At 46.2% G+C, this 23,867-nt stretch carries 20 protein-coding genes; 7 read left to right on the top strand and 13 right to left on the bottom strand.

The window, feature by feature from the left end; all coding sequences use genetic code 11:
- Positions 1 to 491 precede the first annotated feature (491 nt).
- On the bottom strand, positions 492 to 2,672 hold the full coding sequence (locus QUA56_RS03190) for a CBS domain-containing protein (RefSeq protein WP_333353116.1): 2,181 nt from the start codon (positions 2,670 to 2,672) through the stop codon (positions 492 to 494).
- Between the two features lie 150 nt (positions 2,673 to 2,822).
- Here QUA56_RS03190 and QUA56_RS03185 point away from each other — a divergent pair, with 150 nt between their 5' ends.
- The 3 genes from QUA56_RS03185 (at position 2,823) to QUA56_RS03175 (ending at position 6,338) form a co-directional block, all read left to right on the top strand.
- Entirely contained in the window at positions 2,823 to 5,387 is a 2,565-nt protein-coding gene (locus QUA56_RS03185) for a PhoD-like phosphatase (RefSeq protein ID WP_333353113.1), read from the top strand.
- 220 nt (positions 5,388 to 5,607) lie between these two features.
- Entirely contained in the window at positions 5,608 to 5,883 is a 276-nt protein-coding gene (locus tag QUA56_RS03180; protein WP_333353111.1) for a hypothetical protein, read from the top strand.
- 14 nt (positions 5,884 to 5,897) lie between these two features.
- Positions 5,898 to 6,338: a type II toxin-antitoxin system VapC family toxin gene (locus tag QUA56_RS03175; protein WP_333353108.1), complete on the top strand. Its 441-nt coding sequence runs from the start codon at positions 5,898 to 5,900 to the stop codon at positions 6,336 to 6,338.
- On the opposite strand, the gene QUA56_RS03170 is transcribed toward QUA56_RS03175, so the two are convergent.
- The 3 genes from QUA56_RS03170 to QUA56_RS03160 all read right to left on the bottom strand — a co-directional run bounded on the left by QUA56_RS03170 (position 6,326) and on the right by QUA56_RS03160 (position 9,518).
- Positions 6,326 to 6,466: a type II toxin-antitoxin system PemK/MazF family toxin gene (locus tag QUA56_RS03170; RefSeq protein WP_333353105.1), complete on the bottom strand. Its 141-nt coding sequence runs from the start codon at positions 6,464 to 6,466 to the stop codon at positions 6,326 to 6,328. The two genes, QUA56_RS03175 and QUA56_RS03170, sit on opposite strands and share 13 nt — an antisense overlap.
- On the bottom strand, positions 6,463 to 6,693 hold the full coding sequence (locus QUA56_RS03165; protein ID WP_333353102.1) for a hypothetical protein: 231 nt from the start codon (positions 6,691 to 6,693) through the stop codon (positions 6,463 to 6,465). The genes QUA56_RS03170 and QUA56_RS03165 overlap by 4 nt, the downstream gene beginning before the upstream one ends.
- A gap of 512 nt (positions 6,694 to 7,205) precedes the next feature.
- Positions 7,206 to 9,518: a calcium-binding protein gene (locus QUA56_RS03160; RefSeq protein ID WP_333353099.1), complete on the bottom strand. Its 2,313-nt coding sequence runs from the start codon at positions 9,516 to 9,518 to the stop codon at positions 7,206 to 7,208.
- A 143-nt stretch (positions 9,519 to 9,661) separates the two neighbouring features.
- Here QUA56_RS03160 and QUA56_RS03155 point away from each other — a divergent pair, with 143 nt between their 5' ends.
- Positions 9,662 to 10,225, top strand: a complete 564-nt coding sequence (locus QUA56_RS03155; protein WP_333353096.1) for a hypothetical protein — start codon at positions 9,662 to 9,664, stop codon at positions 10,223 to 10,225.
- Between the two features lie 101 nt (positions 10,226 to 10,326).
- On the opposite strand, the gene QUA56_RS03150 is transcribed toward QUA56_RS03155, so the two are convergent.
- The 3 genes from QUA56_RS03150 to purS form a co-directional block, all read right to left on the bottom strand.
- Positions 10,327 to 11,130, bottom strand: coding sequence for a DUF4058 family protein (locus tag QUA56_RS03150; protein ID WP_333353094.1), 804 nt, complete (start codon positions 11,128 to 11,130; stop codon positions 10,327 to 10,329).
- Between the two features lie 328 nt (positions 11,131 to 11,458).
- A complete protein-coding gene (gene purQ, locus QUA56_RS03145) occupies positions 11,459 to 12,160 on the bottom strand; it encodes a phosphoribosylformylglycinamidine synthase subunit PurQ (RefSeq protein ID WP_333353091.1) in 702 nt (233 codons plus the stop codon).
- A 317-nt stretch (positions 12,161 to 12,477) separates the two neighbouring features.
- The gene (gene purS / locus QUA56_RS03140; protein WP_333042010.1) at positions 12,478 to 12,762 is read right to left on the bottom strand and encodes a phosphoribosylformylglycinamidine synthase subunit PurS; all 285 of its coding nucleotides are present in this window, start codon (positions 12,760 to 12,762) and stop codon (positions 12,478 to 12,480) included.
- A 143-nt stretch (positions 12,763 to 12,905) separates the two neighbouring features.
- On the opposite strand from purS, the gene QUA56_RS03135 reads away from it, so the two are divergent.
- On the top strand, positions 12,906 to 13,298 hold the full coding sequence (locus QUA56_RS03135; protein ID WP_172184862.1) for a Fur family transcriptional regulator: 393 nt from the start codon (positions 12,906 to 12,908) through the stop codon (positions 13,296 to 13,298).
- Positions 13,299 to 13,444: 146 nt separating this feature from the next.
- Here QUA56_RS03135 and QUA56_RS03130 read toward each other — a convergent pair whose 3' ends face one another.
- Positions 13,445 to 14,404, bottom strand: coding sequence for an SPFH domain-containing protein (locus QUA56_RS03130; protein WP_333353088.1), 960 nt, complete (start codon positions 14,402 to 14,404; stop codon positions 13,445 to 13,447).
- A gap of 197 nt (positions 14,405 to 14,601) precedes the next feature.
- Positions 14,602 to 15,033 carry an NfeD family protein gene (locus tag QUA56_RS03125; RefSeq protein WP_333353085.1) on the bottom strand — a complete coding sequence of 144 codons (432 nt, stop codon included), beginning with the start codon at positions 15,031 to 15,033 and terminating at the stop codon, positions 14,602 to 14,604.
- 334 nt (positions 15,034 to 15,367) lie between these two features.
- Between QUA56_RS03125 and QUA56_RS03120 the strand changes: the two genes are divergently transcribed.
- Entirely contained in the window at positions 15,368 to 17,515 is a 2,148-nt protein-coding gene (locus tag QUA56_RS03120; protein WP_333353082.1) for a protein phosphatase 2C domain-containing protein, read from the top strand.
- A 276-nt stretch (positions 17,516 to 17,791) separates the two neighbouring features.
- Here the strand turns inward: QUA56_RS03120 and QUA56_RS03115 are convergent, their stop codons facing one another.
- The 4 genes from QUA56_RS03115 to QUA56_RS03100 form a co-directional block, all read right to left on the bottom strand.
- Complete coding sequence (locus tag QUA56_RS03115; RefSeq protein ID WP_333353079.1) at positions 17,792 to 18,880, bottom strand: ABC transporter ATP-binding protein; 1,089 nt, start codon at positions 18,878 to 18,880, stop codon at positions 17,792 to 17,794.
- Positions 18,881 to 19,107: 227 nt separating this feature from the next.
- Positions 19,108 to 20,169, bottom strand: coding sequence for a spermidine/putrescine ABC transporter substrate-binding protein (locus QUA56_RS03110; protein ID WP_333353075.1), 1,062 nt, complete (start codon positions 20,167 to 20,169; stop codon positions 19,108 to 19,110).
- Positions 20,170 to 20,220: 51 nt separating this feature from the next.
- The gene (locus tag QUA56_RS03105; RefSeq protein ID WP_333353072.1) at positions 20,221 to 21,096 is read right to left on the bottom strand and encodes an ABC transporter permease; all 876 of its coding nucleotides are present in this window, start codon (positions 21,094 to 21,096) and stop codon (positions 20,221 to 20,223) included.
- Positions 21,097 to 21,283: 187 nt separating this feature from the next.
- The gene (locus QUA56_RS03100) at positions 21,284 to 22,129 is read right to left on the bottom strand and encodes an ABC transporter permease (RefSeq protein WP_333353069.1); all 846 of its coding nucleotides are present in this window, start codon (positions 22,127 to 22,129) and stop codon (positions 21,284 to 21,286) included.
- Between the two features lie 101 nt (positions 22,130 to 22,230).
- Here QUA56_RS03100 and QUA56_RS03095 point away from each other — a divergent pair, with 101 nt between their 5' ends.
- On the top strand, positions 22,231 to 23,742 hold the full coding sequence (locus tag QUA56_RS03095; protein WP_333353066.1) for an FAD-dependent oxidoreductase: 1,512 nt from the start codon (positions 22,231 to 22,233) through the stop codon (positions 23,740 to 23,742).
- The last annotated feature ends 125 nt before the right edge of the window (positions 23,743 to 23,867 follow it).

The following is a 23,867-nucleotide window of genomic DNA, read 5'->3' as shown; positions in this document are numbered from 1 at the left end:
AGGGGGCGACCAAATCAAAATGCTAGTAAATTTGTTTATTTTGCATCTTTGGGAATCTTAGCTGTTTTTTTGAATTAAAAATCTATTTTTAGATTTTTTTTAGATTTTTTTTAGATTTTAGAATACTTTCTTAATATAAAGAGGTACAAAAATAAAACAAAAATTAACTTCTCAAACAATCTCGGCTTTTGGCTTTCGGGCTAGGATGCAGGCAGTTGATGGCTTGTGCCGGTAACTTGAAGGGGATAAAGGCGCTGGTGGATGAGGCAAACTCGAATTGAGTTCGGCTGATTTGGGTCTGGGGAGGGCAAAGTTATAGGATTTTAGATTTGAAATTTGAGGTTTTAGATTGGGAAAGAGTGATTTTGCTGGGGTTTCTGGTGCTTTGTAAAAAATTGTGAATTTTTAGGAATTGGTGGGAGATTGGGGGAGTGGGAGATTGGGGGAGTGGGAGATTGGGAGATTGGGAGAATATTATTTATTCCCAAAGACTACTGACGATTGAGTGCTGACTCATGACAACTGACGATCGGAATCTCGATCGCAAACTCAGTACCCACTCCAGCTTCCGAAACGCAGTCGAGCCGCCCCCCGTGCTGTTCCACAACTAAGTGGTAGGAAATAGACAGTCCCAAACCAGTACCCTTGCCGACTGGTTTGGTAGTAAAAAACGGATCGAATAATTGGCGGCGAACCTCCTCCGGTATGCCCCGCCCGTTGTCGGAAATGCGGATCGCCACAAAATCGCCGCCAACAACTTCAGTGCGAATTGTAATAGTGGGAAGAGTCAATGGAGAACTAGGATTTGACGGGGGTGAATTTTTCTCATTTCTCCTCGCCCATTCCCCGTGCTGGATTTCTTCATCCAAAGCATCAATAGCATTGCCGATAATATTCATGAACACCTGATTTATCTGACCGCCACAGCACTGGATTTGGGGCAAATTTCCGTATTCTTTAATAATGTGAATAGGTGGATGTCCGCCGTAAGCTTTGAGCCGGTGCTGCAAAATCAACAAAGTGCTGTCGAGTCCCTCGTGAATATCAACGAGCTTGATTTTAGATTGATCCGATCGCGAAAAATTTCGCATCGACAACACTATTTGGCGGATGCGCTCGGTTCCTACTTGCATAGAAGACATGATCTTAGATAAATCTTCTACCAAAAAATCGACTTCTATCTGTGCTGCTGCTTCCCGAATTTTCGAGACTGGTTCGGGATATTGCTGCTGGTAGAGTTGCAACAGTTGGAGCAATTCTTTGATGTAGTGGCTGGCGTGGGAAAGGTTGCCGTAGATAAAATTAACAGGGTTGTTAATTTCGTGAGCGATACCGGCAATCATTTGTCCCAAAGAAGACATTTTTTCGGTTTGCACTAATTGAGTTTGAGTTTGCTGCAACTTTCGCACAGTTTCCTCTAATTGCTGCGCTTGATTTTTCAAGCAAGTTTGCTTTTGCCGCAGCACTTCTTCGACTCGCTGGCGCTTGATAATATCGCGTCTCAACAATTCATTTGATGCTAAAAGTTGAGCGGTGCGTTCTTCAACTTGTTTTTTTAAGTCGTCGTGAGCTTGGCGCAGGGCTTCTTGGGCCCGCTGTCGCTCTAAAATTTCTTCCTGCAAAAGTTCGTTGGCTTTCTGCAATTGGGAGGCTCGATCGTCAACTGCTTGCTGCAAAAGCTCGATCGTCCCGTACATTTCTGATTGGTTAAAAACTTGCGGCAAATTTGTCACAGAGACAACGCCCAAAAGTTCTCCGTGACTGCCAACTACTACCAAACGGCGGACACAGTGCCGCTGCATCGACTGATGGGCACTCCAGAGGGAATCGGCGGGAGATATGCAAAATAAAGGCGCACTCATGACCCTCGCCGCCTGGATTTCCGAGAGGTTTAATTCGAGGGCGTGAAACTGCACAATATCCCGCTCGGTGACAATGCCGATCGGAAGAAGGTAATTTTCTATTGGTGCGATCGCCCGCTGTGGATGCTGAGTTTGCTCTTCGACAATGACGACGGAACTAACTCGATGCTTGACCATGAGTTCGGCTAAATCGAGGGCTGAGGCAGTTTTTGGGGCCGAAATGACTTCTTTGGTCATGACATCTGCTGCACAGCGCAAATTGGTTAGCAAGTTAACCGGTTGCAGGGCATCGTGAATGGCTTCGCGGGTGATGATGCCCATAAGTCGCGAGTCCTCGTCCACTACGGGCAAATGCCGAATCTGATGCTGGCGCAAGGTGAATATAGCTGTGAAAATATCTGGAGACTCGGATTGTTTGAGGGTAATGGGCGATCGAGTCATTACGTCAGCAATTGTCAGTCCTACCGCACAAGCTGCGACGGTAGTTAGCTTGACGATATCGCGTTCTGTAAAAATGCCGATCGGCCGCGAGTCTTCCACGACTAAGACGCAACTGCGCTTGGCTGCGCTAGCAACAGCGTTGTGTTTTTCGCCGCAAAGCTGACAGGAGACCCGCATGGGGTTCATGAGAGCCAACACTTGGGCGATCGGGGTTTCTGGAGCCACGGTGAGGGGGTGGCGGTCGATCGCCCGATCTAAAGGTGACGAGTAGAGCGGCGGGCTGTTGGGTGCTAGGGCGGGTTCTGATGGTTTAATTGCTAGCTGCGGGACTGAATTTAGAAAATGATGTAATTGTTCTTCTTTTAGCATGGTTGATTATTAATTTTACTTAATGAGTTGTTACAATTTTGTAGACTTGGGTTGGCAGACTTAGCATTAATTAAACGGGTGACAGATTCTCGATCGCCTGAAAGCTGATTGCTAGAAAACCCCTGATTTAATTTTTAATTTTTAATTCCTATGTCGTGGACGCCCTTAAGTCATCGAATTCATCACTTGCCGCTCATCCTTGCGGGCCCGATTTTGCGCCGGACTGAAAGTCGGGCCGTGACAGTTTGGCTGGCTCTGAAAGCACCCCGCCGAGTCGAACTCAAGGTTTATTCGACTGAAGGCGGAACCGGCGAAATTGTCGGGGTGCCGTTGCTCCAAGGTGCGAACTCTACCGTGCAGCTCGGCAAATACCTGCACGTAGCGGCGGTGACTGCTAAACCGATCGACAGCAATGTCTTGACATCCGGGCAAATTTATGCTTATGACATTGAGTTTACCAGCAGTCGCGAGTCGCCGTCGAGGGTTGCAGTCCCAGAAAATGAGAAAGAAAATCTCATTTCTTGCCTGTGGCCGGCGTCCCCTGATTGGTCGGCTTTGGGACGGGAGACGATTAGTTATTTCGCTCACCAGTTGCCCACTTTTGCCCTGCCGCCGAACGATTTAAACTATTTGCGTATCGTTCACGGTTCTTGTCGCAAGCCCCACGGAGACGGCAGGGATGCGCTGCCAATTTTGGATAATTCGATCGAACAGTTTGCAAGTACGGCAAATAGCAGGCCCCACCAACTGTTTTTAACGGGCGACCAAATTTACGGCGACGACGTTGCCGATGCGATGCTGTGGGCTTTGACTGATGCTGGCGATACCCTGTTGGGCTGGGAAGAGAGTCTACCCCTGATGGATGATGCCCAAATTAAAAAGAATTTGTGTATCAGTATACCTAAAAATGCGGAAAACGAAAATGCAGTGGGCCCAGAGAGGGAAATTTTTAAAGAGTCACCTATTCAGAAACCCTCTGATGCTAACTATGAGTCCAAAAAACCAATTGAGTTACAGCCGGGGACTCGCAGCGATGTTGCCAGAGATTTTGGCGGCTTTACCGCGATGTTGGTGAATAAACCCAACAATGCTAAAAGTCACTTGTTTAGCTTGGGCGAATATTATGCGATGTATTTGTTAGTTTGGTCGCCGGTACTTTGGTGCGAGCGTTTTCCGAAGGGTAAGGATATTTGCCCAAATTCTAAGCAGGCAAAAGTCTGGGATAGAGAAGTTGTTGAACTTGACGGTTTTGTTCGCAACTTGTGGAGGGTGAGGAGGGCGCTAGCGAATATTCCTACTTATATGATTTGCGATGACCACGATGTTAGCGACGATTTTTATTTGAATCGAGAGTGGTGTTACCGGGTGCTGGGGAAGCCGCTGGGTCGGCGGGTGGTGCAAAATGCTTTGCTGGCTTACGCTGTGTTTCAGGCTTGGGGGAATACGCCCGCACAGTTCGATCGCGAAAAACCGGGAGATAAATTATTAACAACTGCTGAAAAATGGTCGAATTCGGCGGGGACTGATGTTTCTGCTTGGGAGGAAGCGGCTTCGTATTTGGGAATTCCAGCGCTAGATCCGAAAACTCATTTGCCTAAGTTGAAATTAGATGAAGATGTTTTTATTTTGGATCGGGATGGCGAGGGTGTAAGTGAGGTTTTGAATTGGCATTTTACTGTGAGAAGTTTTAAGCACGAGGTGATTGTGCTGGATACGCGGAGTTGGCGGGGGTATCCGGTGAAAAGCGCGATCGATCCGCCGATGCTTTTGACTCACAAAGGTTTTGAGGAGCAAATTCAGAAACCTTTGAAGGAGACTGATTTGCTGAATAAAACTGGGGAGTTTGAGATTGAGGCGACGCTGGTGGTTGTGCCGACAAATTTGGTGGGTTTGTGGATTATTGATGCGGTGCAAAAGTGGGATGTGGAACAGGGGAAGGTTTTTAATAGCGATGCGGGGGATGCGTGGAATTTTCACGAGTTGGCTTTTGTGAAGCTGTTGTCGGAACTTTTTAAACAGCGCGATCGGGTGATTGTGTTGAGCGGGGATATTCACTATGCTGCTGCTGTGCGGCTCAGTTATTGGTCTGATTGTCATTTTGGCGATTCTCGATCGAATATTGAGCCTTTGACGAGGGAGAATTATCGGTCAAATTGTCAATCTTCTGTGCTGGCGCAGTTGACTGCTAGTGCTTTGATCAATGAGGAGTGGAAAACGCATTTAATTCATACTAAGATTAAGTCGCTGCTTCCTGAGCGATCGCACGAATGTTTGGGATGGAATGAGCCGCTGGAATTAATTAAAATTTCGAGAATTGGCAAAAAGAAAGCTCTGGCGGCTGCTGTCAGGAATAGACAATCTCTGCCTGATTGGGGCTATCGGATTGACTGGATTAAACGGCAAAGAGCTCGGGTGTTTTTGCTGCTAGAAAAGGGAACTGCGTCTGATAGATCGCATAAAAATAAACAATTGTCATTCCTGCGTAGGTTGTGGAATTTTATATCGCTGTTGTGGCGCAATCGCTGGGTGCAAGAGGGTGATGAGATTGTGGGATATAGCAATATTGCGATCGTCAGTTTTCAGTGGCCTGCTGATGGTGATGGGGAGAAAGCAGTGATCCAAAATATTTATTGGCGGCCGCTTTGGGAGCCGGATAGTGTGGTTTACAGTCAGTATTTTGTGCCGCTGGGATTGGATGAGCCAAGGGTTGATTGATCGGGTGTTCTGCATTTAAATTTAACTTTTTGGGCGTTGCTCAGAGCAACGGCACAAGGGTTGAAGAGTCGATCGCCCGTTTCCCAAAAAGTCGAGATCCCCTTTCCCAAAAAGCCGAGATCCCTTCCCCTTCTCTGGCAGTTGGGTAAATTTGACAAAATTTGATATTTTTGCTATAATTTCCTGAAATTAATCACAATTAAAGCTCAACTATAAATATATGGAAGCTGTAATTGAAAGCATTGTAAATAAGCTGCGTTATTTAGGTAAACCGCAGCTAGAAGTTGTTCTTAATTTTGTTGATTTTCTAAATTGGCAGTCAGGGTCTGGCTTGTCATCAAAGGCAAGCGATTCTGACGCAGAAATGGGCGATCGCGAGTTTGAAATACTTTTAGATGAATTGGCTGATGAGTTCATTAAAAACAGGGGAGTAAATGTCCCTACGCTATCGGATTTTGCGGTCAGTCGTGCTGGTATCTATGAGGATCATCCATAGTAATGTTATGTCTTGTGGATACAAATATTTTGCTCAGGTTTGCCGATCGCTCTCATCCTTTATATCCTGTAATCCGAACTGCCGTAAAAAAATTGCGACAGGATGGATATAAACTGCAAGTATCATCACAAAACTGCGTTGAATTTTGGAATGTTGTTACTCGCCCGATCGATAAAAATGGCTTTGGATTGACTCCTGCTGATGCCGATCGCCTGTTACAGCGGATTGAGCGTCTTTTTCCGTTGTTTCCCGACACGCATTTAACATACTCGGAGTGGCGTAGGTTAGTTGTTACCTACAGAGTTTCGGGAGTTCAAGTACATGATGCCCGTCTTGTGGCTGTGATGAAAGCAAACGGTGCAGCACATATTTTGACGCTAAATGTTAAGGATTTTACTCGCTACGCCAGCGAAGGAATTGTGCCGATCGATCCGAATACTATCTATGAACAATAAAAATCGATAGTTGTGTATCTCGAAATTGTATCGTTTTGAAAAATAATTGTGGGACGCACGCCTGCTTGTTCGGAACCTTGTGTGGGATCGAGGTTGGCAATCCAGATTTCACCTCGTCTGATTGTCATGCCAAATCCTCATGTTTGAGGAGTTCTGAATATTCGCTGATTCCGAGTTCCGCAAGTTGTCGGTCTTCTTCGGCAAATTCGCTGTAGAGTGCAGCTAAGTTAGTTTCATCGATCGCAGGAATAGTCACTAATCTGGCACGGAATTTCAGGAAGGCTATAAATTCAAATACTTGTTGGAGTTGTTCTCGATCTAACTTTTCTAATTCTTGTTGGATTAACTCTCTCATGACAGTTATATTTGTTGTCAAGTTTTCTGTATTATAGCCCGATCGCCCATCCACCAAAAACCCGCTCGCCCATCCACCCAAAAACCCGCCGGTTGAAACCCAAAAAACCCCGGCGGTTGAAACCGCGGCTACAAAAACAAAACCCGCCTTCGCGGGTTGAAGATTGCGTTATTTCTTAGTCCGCGTAGGCGGACATCGTTTGTGTAGACGCGGTTTCCAACCGCCGAGGATTTCAAATTAGATCGCACATCCACAAAAAACCCGATCGCCCATCAACCAAAAATCCGATCGCCCATCCACCCAAAAACCCGGCGGTTGAAACCCAAAAAACCCCGGCGGTTGAAACCGCGGCTACAAAAACAAAACCCGCCTTCGCGGGTTGAAGATTGGGTTATTTCTTAGTCCGCGTAGGCGGACATCGTTTGTGTAGACGCGGTTTCCAACCGCCGGGATTCCAACCGCCGAGGATTTCAAATTAGATCGCCCGAATCGACCCAAAAATCCGATCGCCCTTAAACCAACTCTACATCACAGTAACTGGCAATGGGCCCATCACGTAATCCACCATCAAGACCAAAATTTGTGAAATTTGCAATTTCAAGTGACTCACGATTGCCACTTCTACCTGAAACCCTCACGGATTGACCTGATGTAATACAGTCCCCAAAAGCGTTTGGCTTGTTTCGTATCCCAAAACTTATCGTGCCACTGAAAGAGGAAACGGGAATGATTTTGGTTTGTGTTCCATTTGCTGTATCAAGTTCTACGAGAAAATTGTCTATTTCGTTTTTTGAATCGCAGTATGTCAGTGTGTATTGTGCCGTTTGTCCATAGGGGATGCGGTCAGGGATGAGTTCTACTTTAATGGATGAACCTCCTCCTGGCAAACAAGTTGGTGCTGGTTCAGGCGTAGTTGCAGGTTTGTCGCAAAAGTCTAATGGAAAATTATACTTTTTAGCAAGAAACTTTCGGATCTGAGGCAAAAAGTTTGTTTTAGAAGGTTCTGTCGGCTCCTCTTCCCCAAATGAATCAATGAGCTCCTTAGTAGATGAAGATAAATCTAAAGTACCTCCTACAGCATTTTCTAAGTCTTCTGCAAGTCCTGCTGATTTGAGAGCTTTCTCAATTCCTATTCCCTTCAATTGGTCAATTACCGCATCACCCAGGTCTTTATCGCTACCTGTAAGAAGTTTGCAACTGTAGTCAATGACTGTCAACGCCGTTGATACTCCCTTCAATCCTAGTCCAATAACGTCAAGTGATGCGCTAAGTCCCCCACTAGGAGCAGCAAACAATATACCAGTAACTAATGCAACGTTAGCAACAAAATCCACCACTTTAGCCACTTTGCCAATTCCTTCACAGAAGTCTTTAAGCGGCTGACAATTTGTCGCAAAATCTGGTTGACCAACGGTCGGAGGAGTAACTGGTGGCTCAGGATTAGTAGGTACTGTCGGCTCAATTGGCAGAGGAATAGTTACAGAATCAAAAATCTGACCATCTTTGATCCGCGATATTACACCTTCATCCTGATTGCCATTTTCAGCGTTCTGGCGAGACTCAACTCGTACAGTTTCATTAGAGCCTTCAAGAGTAATATCCGCGCTTGTACCATCTCGATTCAAGCGTGTTGTACTACCACGAACACCCGTTGTACGATTGGGTACAAATACAACTGATTCTACGAAACGTCCGTCAGCATCATCTTGAAAAACTACTGTATATTTGCTACGATCACTCGCCGGAAACTCCATCTGAAATTTGTTATCAGATAGCTGTTGCACTTCCGGTAAATCAATTGTAACTTTATCTTCAGCACGATCTGGTTCGACATCATAAGGTCTGAAACGACCTTTTAAATCGTCCGGTGTCACTCCCAAAACAGTACCTAACAATGACCCTGTTGCAGCCACTTTAATATCCACAGCAGAACCACCAGCAGGCTGCACTTTAGACTCCAAAACAATATCGGATTCCTTAAGATTTGTGCTGAGTCCGATAAAATCAATTGTTCTTTGAAAGTCGGTGATTAAGTCAAACGTAGGAGAGCCTAAAGCCGCCTCAGAGCGCAGAAAAAATATATCTTGACCCGCACCACCAGTCAGAGTGTCATTGCCCAAATCGCCAACCAGGAAGTCATCGCCATCTTCCCCATTCACAATATCGTTACCGCGACCACCCCGCAAAAAGTCGTCTCCGCCTGCGCCGAAGATTACGTCCTTACCTGCGTTTCCGTTGACACCATCAGCAGTTTCACCACCCTGCAAGGTGTCTGCACCCTCACCGCCAAGCAGACCATTTTGGCCCGCACCGCCACTCAGAAAATCGTTTCCCAAGCCGCCGTAGAGCAAATCAGCACCACCTCGGCCCTCAATTCGGTCATTTCCTTCGTCGCCGTAGACGATATCCCCTGATTCTGAGCCAGTAATCGAATCCGCACCGCCTAAACCCCGCAAACCGCCGATGAGAGTATCCAGCAAACCGATCGGGATCGTGAATGTGTCGCTTCCCTCAGTTAAAATGTAAGCACTACCATCGCTCGAAAGTGAGCCACTGCTGACTTGAGAAGTCGATCGCCCGATATCCCCAGCAGAACCGGAGATAAAGTCGTTTCCTGTGTTACCATTCAAAAAGTCTTGCGTGACAGAGCCTTCTAGCGTATCGTTGCCCCCAAGGTTGAGGATACCCTGAACATTCTGAGCATTCGATACCGCCTCTTGAGTCCCGGCTTTTTTGAAAGGACACCCGCAATCCTCTTGACTCTCCCCGCTATCACTGTTCAGTATTTCATCGCTTTTGTCCAGCAGAGCTAAATTGTCAGGCATTGTGTCGCTCACTTCGTGTTGGTACAAATAAACTGATTCAGAATGTACCTCATCTGTCTCACTTATGTCTTGACCAAAAAAGCCCGAAAAAGACTTAAAAAGCCCGAACTTTAACACAATTTTATTTTGCCCTTACTCAGCCCATGCAGCCCAACGACGATCGCCCGTTGCAAGCCGTCCCTGACGAAAACGAACTGCTAAAATTAGTTGATGGTCTGATCTTCGAGAAAACGGGTAAACATCTCAACACGCTGCAACGGCTACTGTTTCAGGGAATGTATGATGGTAAAACCTACGAAGCGATCGCCCGTGACACCCGCTACACTACCAAATATGTCCGAGAAGTTGGCTACAAGTTGCTCAAAAGTCTCTCCGCAGTGATGGATGAAGAGATGCAAAAAGGCAATCTCAAAGCTGCGATCGATCGCAGAAATATTAGCAATACTTCAAACTTCGGTAGAGATTATATTCAATACGTCGAATACGTCCACACCCTCAACCTAAACCCCTGTCTTTCTGGGCCTAGCAAATCTGACAACAAATACGCCACTGAATCCAGATTCAAAACTCAGATTGAACGGCTCGAAATTGATGTTGCTGATGTCGTTTGTAAGTTGCACAGTCAAGGTATCGAACCATGCCAAATCGCTCAGTTGCTTGGTCTGCCAGATGTGACGATAGAAACAATATTGCGTGAATTATCATAGCTAAGATGCGAGATATTTGTAGGGTGCGTCGCTGGAAGATTTTCTAGTTGATTTAGAGATTGTCGATCGCGACTAACCCTAGGATATAAAGTAAAATATAATTAATGCTCTCGAAGTTCTTTTTCTGGCAAAAGTTGGGTTGCCCAAACCCGATCTTCTTCCGATAGAGACGGTACGGGTTCTCGATTGTAATCGATCCGATAATCATAGCCAGCGCGATCGTAAACACCTGCAAATATTTCTGGTAAATTAACAATAGGTTCTACATCTTCCTCGCGCAAGGGAAGCGGAAATATAGGTAGAGAATCGCGGAGATTAAAAGCATAAAGTTCGGCAAACGGACGGCGATTACTGGGACTGACCAAAACCCGATAATCGCTTTGAATAGAATTATTAATAATGGGCATAGATTCCCATTTTCGTAGTAAATCGATTTCCACTAAATTAGTTAAACTACCTAAAATACTCTGGCGTTTTTTGAGATAAGTAATTCTTCCTTCTCCACTACGTTTGTTGACAGGAGAAAGAATTTCAATTGCGGTGACAACTTGTTTCGTTGCCATTTCTCGCACTTCCAGGTAAGTCTGTTTAATTTTTTCAGGAGCAGGCACTTTAACGGTAGTCGGAAGTGTTATATTTAAAGTGGCAACTGAACCTGTAGGAATATTCGGGTTATTAGATTGACGCTTAATCGCGACATCGGGGATACCTACTAAAAGGGAGTCGCTGTTACTGTCATTTGGATCGGTAATTTCATAGATGCGTTTGTCGATTGCAACCTCATATTTAGGGCGAATTTGAGGGACTAAGGATGCCGCGATCGCAGAAATTAACCAATGATGAGTTTCCTGCCAGAAATCGGGGTGTTCTAAGTAGGGGTCCATTCCAGGAAAGGGTGAAGGCATAGGACTGTTTTCCGATGTATTGACTTTCAAATCATTTTAGCATTTTTAATTTTGTAGGGTGCGTCGCTTTAAAGCGAGGCAGAGCCTCTGGATATAGGTTCCCAGGCTGGAACCTGGGAACCAGTTAAAGCTTGTCAAGAACAGGCATCCTGCCTGTTCCACAGTAATTATTGGAGATGTCTATTTGTAGATGAATTTAATCTGTTGTAAAACAGGCATCTTGCCTGTTGCAAAGAGCGGGCTTTTCGGCCCGCCCCACAATAAATTTAATCTGTTGTGGAACAGGCATCTTGCCTGTTCATAAAATTATAGACACCCCAAATATCAACTACAAAACAGCAGCAACAGTTGCCATCAGCAACCCTTGAAACAATTTCACCCCATCAGTTTCGCCCAACATCGGATCGGAAGCCCTCTCAGGATGCGGCATCATTCCTAACACATTGCCCGCCCGATTGCAAATACCGGCAATATTATTTAACGAACCGTTCGGATTGCCAGCATCGCTAATTTTGCCCGCCTCTGTGCAGTAGCGAAACAGCACTTGATTGCGATCTTCTAACTCTGCTAATGTATCCGCATCAGCATAATAGTTTCCTTCGCCGTGGGCGATCGGCAAATCGATGATTTCACCCGTAGTATAAGCCGCAGTCCAACGAGTATTACCCCGTACAACTTTCAAAGAAGCGCGATCGCAAATAAAGTTCAATCCCGCATTCCGTACCAGAGCACCGGGCAATAAACCAGCTTCAGTCAACACCTGAAAACCGTTGCAGATGCCCAATACAAGCTTTCCTTGTTTCGCGTGTTCCGCAGTAGCCCGCATCGCCGGAGAAAAACGGGCGATCGCGCCGCACCGCAAATAATCTCCGTAACTGAAACCGCCGGGAATTACAATGATATCGATATCCGAAATATCGGTATCTTCGTGCCAAATCATCCGCGTCGGTTGGTGCAGTAAACCTTGAGTCACCCACACCACATCGCGATCGCAATTTGAACCAGGAAAAACAATAACTCCAAATTTCATAAGCTGAAGGAAGAAGGAAGAGGGAAGAAGGAAGAAGGAAGAGGGAAGAAGGAAGAAGGAAGAAGGAAGAAGGAAGAGGTGTCAACTTAAGACTGAAATCTTATGTTTCTCTCGCTTGTATCAAAGTCTAGATCCCCCTAAATCCCCCTTCTTAAGGGGGACTTTGAGTGCTCCGAGTTTTCGTGTTTTTAACAGAGACTTTGAATGCTCTTGTCCCCGCTTTTTAACAAAGACTTTGAGAACCCTCTTGTCCCCCCCTTATTAAGGGGGGTTAGGGGGGATCTCCGGGTTTTTAAACACCCTAGGGGCGATCGCATTTATGCGGCCGCTGTCTCCACAGCAACAGGAATTTCAGTCAAATCAAAGCGATAATTTTCAATAACTGGATTCGCCAAAAGTTGGTCGCAAACGCGATCGAGTTGTTCGCGGGCCTCCGACTCACCAGCAGCAGTCAGCGTCAATTCAACGTATTTCCCGATACGCACGCGCTCAACATTGTCGTATCCCATGTGTTGCAAACCAGACTGTACGGCAGTGCCGGCGGGGTCTAAAACCGAAGGGCGGAGGGTAACATAGATTTGGGCAAGATATTTCTGAGTCACGGGAATGTTGCGGTAGGTGATGTGAAAGTTAGCCCCATTGTATTCTACAACCGAGCTGCACGCCGATCGCCATTTAACTCCCCCAAGTAAGATAGCCTAGAAATAGGGACAGATTTGATTCCAGCAGATTCGAGAAAAAAATTATGAGAACCAACCACACCCGCAGTCAGGAGCGTATTTTAAACTTGCTCAAAGTCCTGAATCGATCGCTCTCAGCGCAAGATATCTACTTAGAACTGCGTAACAGCGACCAAAGCATGGGCTTAGCAACCGTTTACCGCTCCCTCGACGGTTTAAAGCGAGAGGGGTTCGTTCACGTCAGAACCCTCGCTAGTGGCGAGTCTCTCTACGGTGCCGCCCACCAAGATCAACACCACCTAACTTGTCTGGAATGCGGTGCCTCCATTACGATCGACGAATGCCCGGTTCACCACTTAGAAAGCCAACTGCAACAATCTCATTCTTTCAAAATTTATTATCACACTTTGGAGTTTTTCGGATTGTGCGATCGGTGTACTTTGGCTCAAGAATCTTAAATTTGGTAATAGGTAATTGGGCATTGGGCATTGGGCATTGGGCATTGGGCATTGGGCATTGGCACTCACAAATAACAAATAACCAACAGTCAACAGTCAACAGTTAACAGTTAACAGTCAACTGCTAACAGTCAACTGTTAACTGGCTAATCAGCCTTATTACTTTCCCCAACAATCGATCGCATTCCTTCCAGCGCAGCGGGAATGCTGCGCGGGTCCATAAACATCACCTTGCTGCTGTCGCTGCTGCCAATTTTCAAGCCCATATCCAGATAGTTTTGAGCTAACAAAAATTGTAAAGCTTCCCGGGCATTGGGGTCGTTTTGCAGAGTTTTGCCGATAATTTGCAAAGCCTCAGAAGTAGCTTGAGCTTTCAAAACCTGACTTTGGCGTTCTGCTTGAGCTTTCAGGACGATCGCCTTTTGTTGAGCTTCCGCCTCCAAAATAGTCGCTTTTTGGCGCGCTTCCGCATCCAGAACTTGCGCTTCAGCTTTACCTTTGGCGCTGTTAACTGCTGACTCGCGTTCGCCCTCGGATGTCAGAATTGCCGCCCGCTTTCGCCGATCGGCTGCCATCTGCAATTCCATCGATTCCTGTACAGTTTTAGAAGGGACAATATCGCGCAGTTCTACCCGCGTCACTTTCACTCCCCAAGGATCGGTAACAAGATCTAAATCTCTGAGCAAGATTTCATTAATTTGAGAACGAGCAGTAAAGGTTTGTTCGAGGTCGAGTTGACCCATTTCGGCGCGAATTTGAGTCAGCACCATATTTACCATTGCTGACTGGAGATTTTCTACTTTGTAACAAGCTTTTTCCAAGTCTACAATCCGCCAGTAAACCACAGCATCAACTGTGATAGAAACGTTATCGCGGGTAATACAAGCTTGCGGGGGAATATCTAAGACTTTTTCCCGAATGGTTTGCTCGTAAACGACGCGATCGAGAAACGGCTTGACAAAATTCAAACCGGGTTCGAGTCTCCTGCCACTGTATTTACCTAAAGTTTCCACCAGCGCTTCATTTCCCTGATTGATAATCTTGACGGAACCTGCGAGGGCTGACCCGCCTAGTGCTAAAAATACGAGTAAAAAAAACTGTTCCACTGTCGCCTCCTATAAATGTTAAATGTTGAGTGTTGAGTGTTGACTGTTAACTGTTGACTGTTAACTGTTGACTGTTAACAGTTGACTGTTTGTGGACTAATGACTAATGACTAATGACTAATGACTACTGACTACTGACTAATGACTAATGACTACTGACTAACTACTAATTGTCTCTGATTAATTACGCATTTTGTTTAAAAATGCAAGAGATTTTCTGGCAAAACTATCAGAGTAGTGCCTTTCCGTCCCACGACAATTACGTTTTGGTTGGGGGGGATAGTGGCCTTCGTGTCTTCGCAGCGAGCTTGCCAAGAATTCCCCTCATAAATGACTCGGCCGGCTTCTCCGGGGGGAATTTCTGTTAAAGTTTTTGCTTCCTGAGAATCTGCGATCGCCCTTGCCTTGCCTTTTGGTATCAACCGCCGGGACAGCAGCACAAAAACTGTCGAAAATACCATCCACAGAAATATTTGTAAATTAACGTAAGGTAGAACTAGAGAGCATCCAGCTACGGCAAAGGCGCTCAGTCCCATCATAAAAGCGACAAAAGCAGTCGGGAGAAATAGCTCTGCCAAACAGAGCAAAGACCCAGCTAGCAGCCAAAGGAGCGTGGGAGTCCAGATCATAAAAAGAATAGGTGATACTATTTAGATCTTAGATTGGAAATTTAAGATTTAAGAAATGCAAACAACTGACTCTGCAAGGGTTTACGACTTGCGGGCCCTCAGAGCGATTTTTCGCGCCGCGGTATCAGGTTGAGGCTTCCATCGTACTCCAAGTCAGAGTTTAGTAACTTAGATTACAATTTTAGCCGGTGCAGACTGGCAGAAACTACAATTTCTAGGGGCCCAAAGGCAGTTAAGAAATTGATAGGGGCTAAAATCAGTTTATTCTTAAGCTCATGAATTTGGGCTTGCGAATCATATATCTTCAGAATGTTTTTACACAAACTATTTCGATATGATCAGCAGTTTCTCCGAACCCATTTATTGCCCGAATCTTAGCTGTGCCGAGCCACGCAATACCTTTGGCCGCCAGCACTGTGCAGCTTGCGAAACCGCTTTAATTTATCGATATTTGTGGGCGGTGGGCCAAGCAGCGGAAGAAGTGCCAACGGGTAAGGTCATCGGCGATCGATACTTTGTCGTTGCACCCCAAATCTGGCTAGACAGCCGTCCCGCTCTGCCACCAAGCGTCCCAGAACAACTGCCGGATACCATTATGCCTTACCTGCATTTGTATCCGCAACGGCTGCATACGCCTGAAGTATACGGTTTTTGTTCCCTGGGGGAAGCACCGGAAGCCACAGAGGTGCTGTTGTTGGAAAATGTGCCCATCAATAATTTCGGTCGCCTGTATCCTTCTATTTTAGAAGCTTGGTCTGGGACAACCGCCGCGCGCCAAGTTTACTGGCTGTGGCAAATGCTCCAACTGTGGATGCCGCTGTCGGAACAGGGAGTCGCTTCGAGTTTGCTGGTACCGGAAAATTTGCGGGTGGAAGGTTGGCGGATACGCTTGCTGGAACTGCACCCCGGCAATTTTGTACCGACGCTGCGCGATTTGGGAGATGTATGGTCGGGTTTGGTGGAATCGGCCGGGCCCGAGGTGCAGTCGAGACTCGGAGAGATTTGTCAGTTTATGCGCCGCAGCAGCATGAATTTCGATGCGATCGCCCTGGAACTAAACGATTTACTATTAGAACAAGCCGCTAAATTGCCTCTGCACTTAGAAGTAGTCGGCTTGACTGATACCGGGCCGCAGCGCTCCCAAAATGAAGACAGTTGCTATCCGACTGCTGCTGATTTTCAATCTAGCAAAACTTCGGGGGGAGAGAAACTAATTCCTTACTTGACAATGGTTTGCGACGGGGTTGGAGGCCACGAAGGAGGAGAAGTTGCCAGTCAATTAGCCGTGCAGTCCCTGAAAGCTTTAATCCAAAATTTGCTCGCAGAAATTGCTGAACAAGAAGAGTTGATGACGCCAGCAATGGTAATTAAGCAACTCGAAGAAATAGTGAGAGTTGTGAATAATGTGATTTCCGCTCAAAATAACGAGCAGGGAAAAGAGTTGCGGCAGCGGATGGGAACGACTTTGGTGATGGCCCTCCAGTTGCCTCAAAAAGTGAAAATTTCCGAGGATTTGCCCTCGAATAACAGTCACGAACTTTATTTAGTCAATGTTGGAGACAGCCGCGCTTATTGGATTGGCAAAAATTACTGTCAGCGGCTGACTGTGGACGACGACGTAGCCTCAAGGGAAGTCCAGCTAGGACACAGTTTATACTGGGAAACTCAACTGCGATCGGATTCAGGAGCTTTGACTCAAGCTTTGGGCACAAGGGACGGCGATTTCCTGCGCCCGACGATTCAGCGATTTATTGTCGAAGAGGAAGGCTTGCTGCTGCTGTGTTCCGACGGTTTGAGCGACAACGACTGGGTAGAACAGTCTTGGGAGAATTACGGCCCAGATGTGCTCGAAGGCAAAATGTCTTTGGAAGCCTCGGTTCAGTCTTGGATTCGCCTCGCTAACGAGAAAAACGGTTACGACAACACCTCTGTGGTGGCAACTTACTGTCGGATGTCGCCGGAGAGATTGGTACTGTTCGATCCGGCGGTGGCGTCAGCGCCGGCATCAGTGCCGGCATCAGCGCCGGTGTCAGCCTCGGTGTCGCTGCCGATGTCCCTGCCGCGGTCCCTCCAGAAGTCCGGGAGAATTCCAGAATCTCAGCTTTCAGAATCGTCCAAACAGTTGTTGTACCCCGAAACTCCCCTCGCCCCGGAACCAATTCAAAAACCCAAGTTCAAGCTTTTGCTGCCCATGCTGGGGCTGTTGGCGCTGATGTTAGCCTGCGGCGCTTTAGGTTTGTGGGTGCAAAGCCTCCAAAGCCCCCAGCCAGATCCCGCACAACTTCCGCCACCGCCGGAAACTCCCGCCCCAAGCCCTTCGGAGATTCCCTCGCCCGGGGCCGAGAGTCCCTCGCCGTCGCCAGACTCGACTCCTTCGGAGATTCCCTCGCCCGGGGCCGAGAGTCCCTCGCCGTCGCCAGACTCGACTCCTTCGGAAATTCCCTCGCCCGAAGCGGAAACTCCTCCGCCATCACCGCAGTAACAATAGTCCGGACAGTTTTCAATCACTAACGGCAGAATGCGGGTTTCAGCCTTCTCAGTGAGGTGAAATGCTAACGGTAGAATGAGGGTTTCAGCCTCGGTCTCAAAAACTGTCCGGAGTATTGCAGTAAGGGAGTTTGAATTAAGCAGAACGTTTCAACTGAGATGTTGCACCATTCTTGTTTAGGAACAGGCAAGATGCCTGTTCCACGAGAAAATTCATCTCTCGCTTCACAGGCATCTTGCCTGTTCTTGACAATGGTGCAAGATGTAAGTTTCATAAAATGCAGATACTTTCCGGCGGCACGGCAACTCGAACGCTGTCGCCGACTTTGTGCCGCTGCAAGTCATCTCTGTGCAAGTTTTGTCGGCGAAGGGCGATCGAACTTTTAGCAGTCAACCGTACCGTATAGCGCGTGTCAGTGCCAATATAAATAGCCTCTTCTACTATTCCCGGCCAGCTATTTTCAACATCATAATTAGCCGGGAAAATAGCAGCTTTTTCTGGCCTCAACACCAGGGTGACAACTTTCCCAGCGGGCATATCTTCTGCTGTCGCAACTAACACGGGCAACTGCTGGTCAACCAACACGATTATTTGACCGTGTTGCTTTTCTACTACTCGCCCGGTTAAAAAATTGCTGTCCCCAATAAAATCAGCAACAAACCGCGTTTTAGGATATTCATAAATATCAACAGGCGTCCCGACTTGTTGCAGTTTTCCTCCATCCATCACTGCAATTCTGTCCGACATTGTTAGCGCTTCTTCTTGGTCGTGAGTCACATAAATAAACGTAATTCCCAATTTTCGCTGCATTTTTTTCAATTCTAACTGCATCTCTTTACGCAATTTTAAATCCAGCGCTCCTAGGGGTTCATCCAACAGCAAAACAGACGGCTGTTTGACTAATGCTCTTGCTAGCGCTACTCGCTGCTGCTGTCCCCCTGAGAGTTGGCGGGGATAGCGTTTTTCTACATCGGTTAACTGTACTAATGCTAAGGCTTCAACAACGCGATCGCGAATTGTTTGCTGAGGCAAATTCTCCATCTCCAACCCAAAAGCGGCATTTTGTGCTACTGTCATGTGCGGAAATAAAGCATAGTTTTGAAATACCGTATTTACTGGGCGGTGAAACGGCGGGCGATTTTGCATCGGTTGGCCGTGAATGTAAATTTCGCCCGCTGTGGGAATTTCAAAACCGGCAATCATTCGCAAAGTTGTAGTTTTGCCGCAGCCGGAAGGGCCGAGTAAAGAAAAGAATTCGCGATCGTAAATTTGCAGGTTGATGTTGTCTACAGCTAAAAAATCTTGACTGCGGACACTTTTAAATACTTTGGAAACTTCTAGGACTTCTACGGCGTGCATTGTGTTAGTATGTATGAGTTATGAGTAATAAAAATCTGAGAGAGAACCCGGTTAAACTGAGATATTTCACCATTTTCAATAAGGCTTTTATGAACGGGCAAGATGCCCGTTCCACAAAACTTAATTTTCTTGTGGAACAGGCATCTTGCCTGTTCTTGAGAAGGGTGCAACTCCAATACAAGCTAAAAATTTAAGTAAACCAGCCCCGGCAGAAACCTGTTTTATATCTACTTTCCGGCCCCTGCTTTAACTTCCGTCCAAGCTCGATCGTACAATGCAGTTGCTTTCCCGACATCCTGCAATAATTTCATTTTGCCAAACACCTCAGCCGGCGGGTAAATTTGAGGATTCTTCAAATCTTTCGGGTCGATTAAACCTTTATCAATTGCTGCTTTGTTGGGCGATCCGAAGTGGGTAAAATTAGAAATTTTAGCGCCTATCTCTGGCTGCAAAATAAAGTTAATAAATTTCTCCGCTAATTCTTTCTGGGGCGCACCTTTGGGAATTGCCATGTTGTCAGAAAAAATGATTGTTCCTTCTTTGGGAATAGCGTAGCGGAGATTGGGATTTTCTTTCATTACCTGAAAAACATCGCCGCTCCATTCCATCGTCAGATTTACTTCTCCTTGATCGAGCAGATTTTGACCGGTGTCGGGGACAAAAGCGGCAATGATATTTTTACTTTTAATCAGCAAATCGCGGGCTTTGTTAATCTCTTCGGGATTGGTTGTATTGGGGTCAAATCCTAAATACATTAAAACTCCTGCAAATGTGTATCTGGCATCGTCTTGCCACGCCACTTTTCCGGTATATTTCGGGTCGAACATCGCCGCCCAACTGTTGATATCGCCCTTGGTTGTTTTCACGTTGTAGCCAATTCCCATCGTTCCCCACTGGTAGGGCAGGGAATATTTATTCCCCGGGTCAAAAGCTTGATTTATAAACTTAGGTTCTAGGTTTTTTTGATTGGGAATATTGTTTAAATTCAGCGGCTCAATTATATTTTCTGCAATCATGATTTTCACCATGTAATCGGCGGGAAATATTAAGTCGTAACCGGGGTTTCCCTGTTTGAGTTTGGCATAGAGTGCGTCGCTGTTCTCGAAAGTGTCGTATTGAATTTTAACATTGTTTTCTTTCTCGAATTGGGCGATCGCTTCTGGGGCGATATAACTTGCATAATTGTAAATGCTGAGCACTTGCTGCTGGTTGCCACCTGTGGGGCTACAGCCGAAAGCCACGGTTGCACCGATCGCAAACAAAATTAGGAAAGTCAGCAGGCGTTTCATAGGTTGTGTTAATTGCAGACGACAATAATTATGACACAAAAAGCAATTTTTTTAACTTTTCTGAACTTTTAACGATGATAAAACCAGCAATAAGGAAGCGAACAACATCAAAGTAGAAATGGCATTAATCGCTGGCGTTACTGCAAATTTTATCATGCCGTAAACAAATAGTGGCAGCGTCATCGAACCGACGCCGGTGGTAAAGAATGTTACGACAAAATCGTCCAGCGACAGAGTAAAAGCCAGCAGTGCCGCGCTGAAAATAGCGGGCCCAATTAGAGGCAGAGTGATGCGCCAAAAAGTCCGCCATTCGTTAGCGCCTAAGTCAAAAGCTGCTTGTTCTAATATCGGATCGAGTTCCGCCAAACGCGCCCTGACAGTAATAGTCACAAAGGAAATATTAAAGACAACGTGACCGATAATTACGGTAGGTAAGCCGAGATTGAGGCGAATTCCCGTGAGATTTTCTACGATCCGAAATACTAGGGTAAAGAAAACTAGCAGCGAAATGCCGATCGTAATTTCGGGCATGATAATCGGCAAAAACAGTAAAGCTTCTACTGCTTTGCGCCCCGGGAAATGAAAGCGTTCCAATGCTAGCGCGATCGTTGTACCAAAAACGGTTGCCAGCAAAGTCGAAATAGCTGCAATTAGCAAGCTGTTGTTGAGGGCTGTCCAGATCCCGGCGCTGCTGCTAGCCATTCCTAGCTGTGTTTCGAGTCCGAGTGTACCTGCACCGCCGAATAAACTGCGGTACCAGTCGAGGGTAAAGCCGCGCCAAACGGCATTGAATCTGGAGGCGTTAAAGGAGTAAATAATTAAGATCAGAATTGGCAAGTAAAGAAAGGCAAATGCTAGTGCAGCTTGTACCCAAAGCCACTTTTTGCCGATCGCCCGCACGAGTAAATCTAGTTTTGTTTTAGTCATTAGTCAGTAGTCATTAGTCAGTAGTCAGTAGTCAGTAGTCAGTAGTCATTAGTCAGTAGTCATTAGTCAGTAGTCAGTAGTCAGTAGTCAGTAGTCAGTAGTCAGTAGTCATTAGTCAGTAGTCATTAATCATTAGCGCATTTTAAGCTAAACGCAGGGTGCAACGATTTGTGTATACCTTACCTTATTAAGTTTCATCAGACACGCGGAAGTAAATTAACACAGGAATCAATATGATTACCGTCAACAGCATAGAAAGCGCCGATCCAAAAGGCCAGTCGCGGGCTTTCATAAACTGATTTTGAATCAGATTACCCACCATAACTGTTTTAGAACCCCCCAATATATCCGGTGTGATGAAAGCGCCGACTGCTGGAACAAAAACTAAAATAGATCCTGCAACAATACCGCGACTTGTTAATGGTAAAAACACGCGCCAAAAAGTGCGAATATCGTTTGCACCTAAATCGTGAGCAGCTTCTACCAATGAAAAATTGAAGCGTTCTATGCTAGAATATAAAGGCAGAACCATGAAAGGTAAATAGCCGTAAATAAGACCGATCGCCACAGCGAAAGGCGTAAAAAGCAAGTTCAACGGTTCGCTAATAATTTGCAAGCTTTGCAAGGCTGTGTTAACTACTCCTTCGCTGCGTAAGAGTACGATCCAGGCGTAGGTTCTCACTAAAAAATTAGTCCAAAATGGAATAATTACCAGCAAAAGCAAAGCATTTCGCCAGCGGGGAGAACGGGTGGCGATGAAGAATGCTAGGGGATAGCCCACTAACAAGCAAGCGGCTGTTGTCAGAAAAGCCAGCCAGAGCGATCGCCCAATTACTCCTAAGAAAAGTTCGCTGAACAAACGCTGGTAGTTGCTGAGAGTAAATATCCAAGTAACGCCGCCGTAAGTACCGCGTTCTAAGAAACTGTACAACAGTACAATTAGCACTGGCAAAATGAAGAAAACCATCAGCCATGCGGTAGCGGGAAATAATAGCAGCAACAGGTTAGCTTGCTGGCGGTTTTTGACACTCATTATTCACTCAAGCGAAATTTAGCACATAATGCAACACATTTTATATCAAATCCGCATTTTATGAATTATGCCATCATTAATAAATTATCAAGAGGTATGCAATGTCAGCAGAATCGTCAACCCCAAAAATAGTCGTCGTCGGTGCAGGATGGGCCGGTTTAGGCGCTACCTATCACCTAGCCCAGCAAGGCTATGATGTCACCCTGCTAGAAGCAGGCCCTTATCCGGGAGGCTTAGTTGCGGGGTGGAAAACCGCCGGCGGGCGTTCCGTAGAAGCTGGGATTCATGGCTTTTGGTATCCCTACAAAAACATCTTTTCCTTAGTCAAGGAATTAGGACTCGATCCCTTCACGCCTTGGACTCGTTCTTGTCAGTATTCACCCGCCGGATTGGAAGTAGAATCGCCGATTTTTCAGGACGAACCGATCCTTCCCACACCGTTAGGAACCTTTCTTTACACCAGATTTAAAAGGCTGCCATTAGTCGATCGGCTTTCAGCCTTACCCTTACTCTACGCCGTCCTAGATTTCGACAATTCCGACGAAGCTTGGCGCAGGTACGATCGCGTCACCGCCCGCGAATTGTTCAAACAGTTTGGCGTGTCTGCAAGACTTTACCGCGATGCTTTTGAACCCATGTTATTAGTAGGTTTATTTGCACCAGGAGAACAGTGTTCTGCTGCCGCAGCTTTGGGAATGCTTTATTATTTCATATTAGCACACCAACCGGATTTTGATGTAGTTTGGTGTCGCGGAACAGTCGGAGAAAAAATATTTCGCCCCTGGGTCGATCGCCTGGAAAAACTCGGCGCAAAAGTATTGACAAACCAACGAGTTACTGATTTGATTGTTGACAGCAACAATCAAGCAACTGGCGTTGTTTGCGGCGACAAAACCTTCGAGGCAGATGCAGTTATTTTTGCAGTTGGCGTCACGGGAATGCAAAAAATTATCAGCAGCAGTCCAGCTTTGCAAAGCCGCCCAGAGTTTCGGGATGCGATGAATTTGGGTGCAGTGGACGTGTTAGCTGTTCGCCTGTGGTTTGACAGAAAAATTGACATTCCCCTGCCTTCTAATGCCTGTTTTGGATTTAGTTCAACTACAGGTTGGACGTTTTTTGATTTGAATGCTTTGCACGACGAATTTCGAGACGAATCGGGAACAGTTGTCGAAGCTGACTTTTATCACGCAAATCAATTAATTCCCCTCAAAGATGAGGAAATTGTTTCCCTAGTTCAGCGGGATTTAGCGACTTGCATTCCGGCTTTTCGGGAGGCAAAAGTAATTGATAGCAGCGCGATTCGGCTGTCGCGGGCGGTGACGCATTTTGCCCCTGGCAGCTATCAGTATTTGTTGCCGGCAGTAACAAGTTACGATAATGTATTGATGAGCGGCGATTGGGTTGTGACCCGCCACGGTTCTTGGTCGCAAGAAAAGGCTTATGTTACTGGTTTGGAAGCGGCAAATTTGGTGATTTCGCGTTTCGGAATCGGAAACAAAGCGGCAATTATTCCCGTGGAAGCTGACGAACCGCATATTCAAATCGGGAGACAGATTAATCAGTTTGCTCGCAGTTTGACTAAAACTTTTATTCCCGATTTTTGGCTGCCATAATTTTTAGTCATTAGTCATCAGTCATTAGTCATTAGTTAATAGTTAGCGGTAAGGTGCAACTATAGCAATCCTAAATGAGTCGTAAATCTTTTTACCCCACCCCAACCCTCCCCTTACTAAGGGGA

Source organism: Microcoleus sp. N3A4 (genome assembly GCF_036701805.1).
Classification (GTDB): Bacteria; Cyanobacteriota; Cyanobacteriia; order Cyanobacteriales; family Microcoleaceae; genus Microcoleus.
Note: the sequence above shows the minus strand (reverse complement) of the source record. Positions and strands in the feature narration are given on the sequence as shown.

Coding starts and splice junctions, on each gene's coding strand:
- QUA56_RS03190 (WP_333353116.1), bottom strand. CDS start 2,672: ATGCTAAAAGAAGAACAATTACATCATTTTCTAAATTCAGTCCCGCAG.
- QUA56_RS03185 (WP_333353113.1), top strand. CDS start 2,823: ATGTCGTGGACGCCCTTAAGTCATCGAATTCATCACTTGCCGCTCATC.
- QUA56_RS03180 (WP_333353111.1), top strand. CDS start 5,608: ATGGAAGCTGTAATTGAAAGCATTGTAAATAAGCTGCGTTATTTAGGT.
- QUA56_RS03170 (WP_333353105.1), bottom strand. CDS start 6,466: ATGACAATCAGACGAGGTGAAATCTGGATTGCCAACCTCGATCCCACA.
- QUA56_RS03165 (WP_333353102.1), bottom strand. CDS start 6,693: ATGAGAGAGTTAATCCAACAAGAATTAGAAAAGTTAGATCGAGAACAA.
- QUA56_RS03160 (WP_333353099.1), bottom strand. CDS start 9,518: ATGCCTGACAATTTAGCTCTGCTGGACAAAAGCGATGAAATACTGAAC.
- QUA56_RS03155 (WP_333353096.1), top strand. CDS start 9,662: ATGCAGCCCAACGACGATCGCCCGTTGCAAGCCGTCCCTGACGAAAAC.
- QUA56_RS03150 (WP_333353094.1), bottom strand. CDS start 11,130: ATGCCTTCACCCTTTCCTGGAATGGACCCCTACTTAGAACACCCCGAT.
- purQ (WP_333353091.1), bottom strand. CDS start 12,160: ATGAAATTTGGAGTTATTGTTTTTCCTGGTTCAAATTGCGATCGCGAT.
- QUA56_RS03135 (WP_172184862.1), top strand. CDS start 12,906: ATGAGAACCAACCACACCCGCAGTCAGGAGCGTATTTTAAACTTGCTC.
- QUA56_RS03125 (WP_333353085.1), bottom strand. CDS start 15,033: ATGATCTGGACTCCCACGCTCCTTTGGCTGCTAGCTGGGTCTTTGCTC.
- QUA56_RS03120 (WP_333353082.1), top strand. CDS start 15,368: ATGATCAGCAGTTTCTCCGAACCCATTTATTGCCCGAATCTTAGCTGT.
- QUA56_RS03115 (WP_333353079.1), bottom strand. CDS start 18,880: ATGCACGCCGTAGAAGTCCTAGAAGTTTCCAAAGTATTTAAAAGTGTC.
- QUA56_RS03110 (WP_333353075.1), bottom strand. CDS start 20,169: ATGAAACGCCTGCTGACTTTCCTAATTTTGTTTGCGATCGGTGCAACC.
- QUA56_RS03105 (WP_333353072.1), bottom strand. CDS start 21,096: ATGACTAAAACAAAACTAGATTTACTCGTGCGGGCGATCGGCAAAAAG.
- QUA56_RS03100 (WP_333353069.1), bottom strand. CDS start 22,129: ATGAGTGTCAAAAACCGCCAGCAAGCTAACCTGTTGCTGCTATTATTT.
- QUA56_RS03095 (WP_333353066.1), top strand. CDS start 22,231: ATGTCAGCAGAATCGTCAACCCCAAAAATAGTCGTCGTCGGTGCAGGA.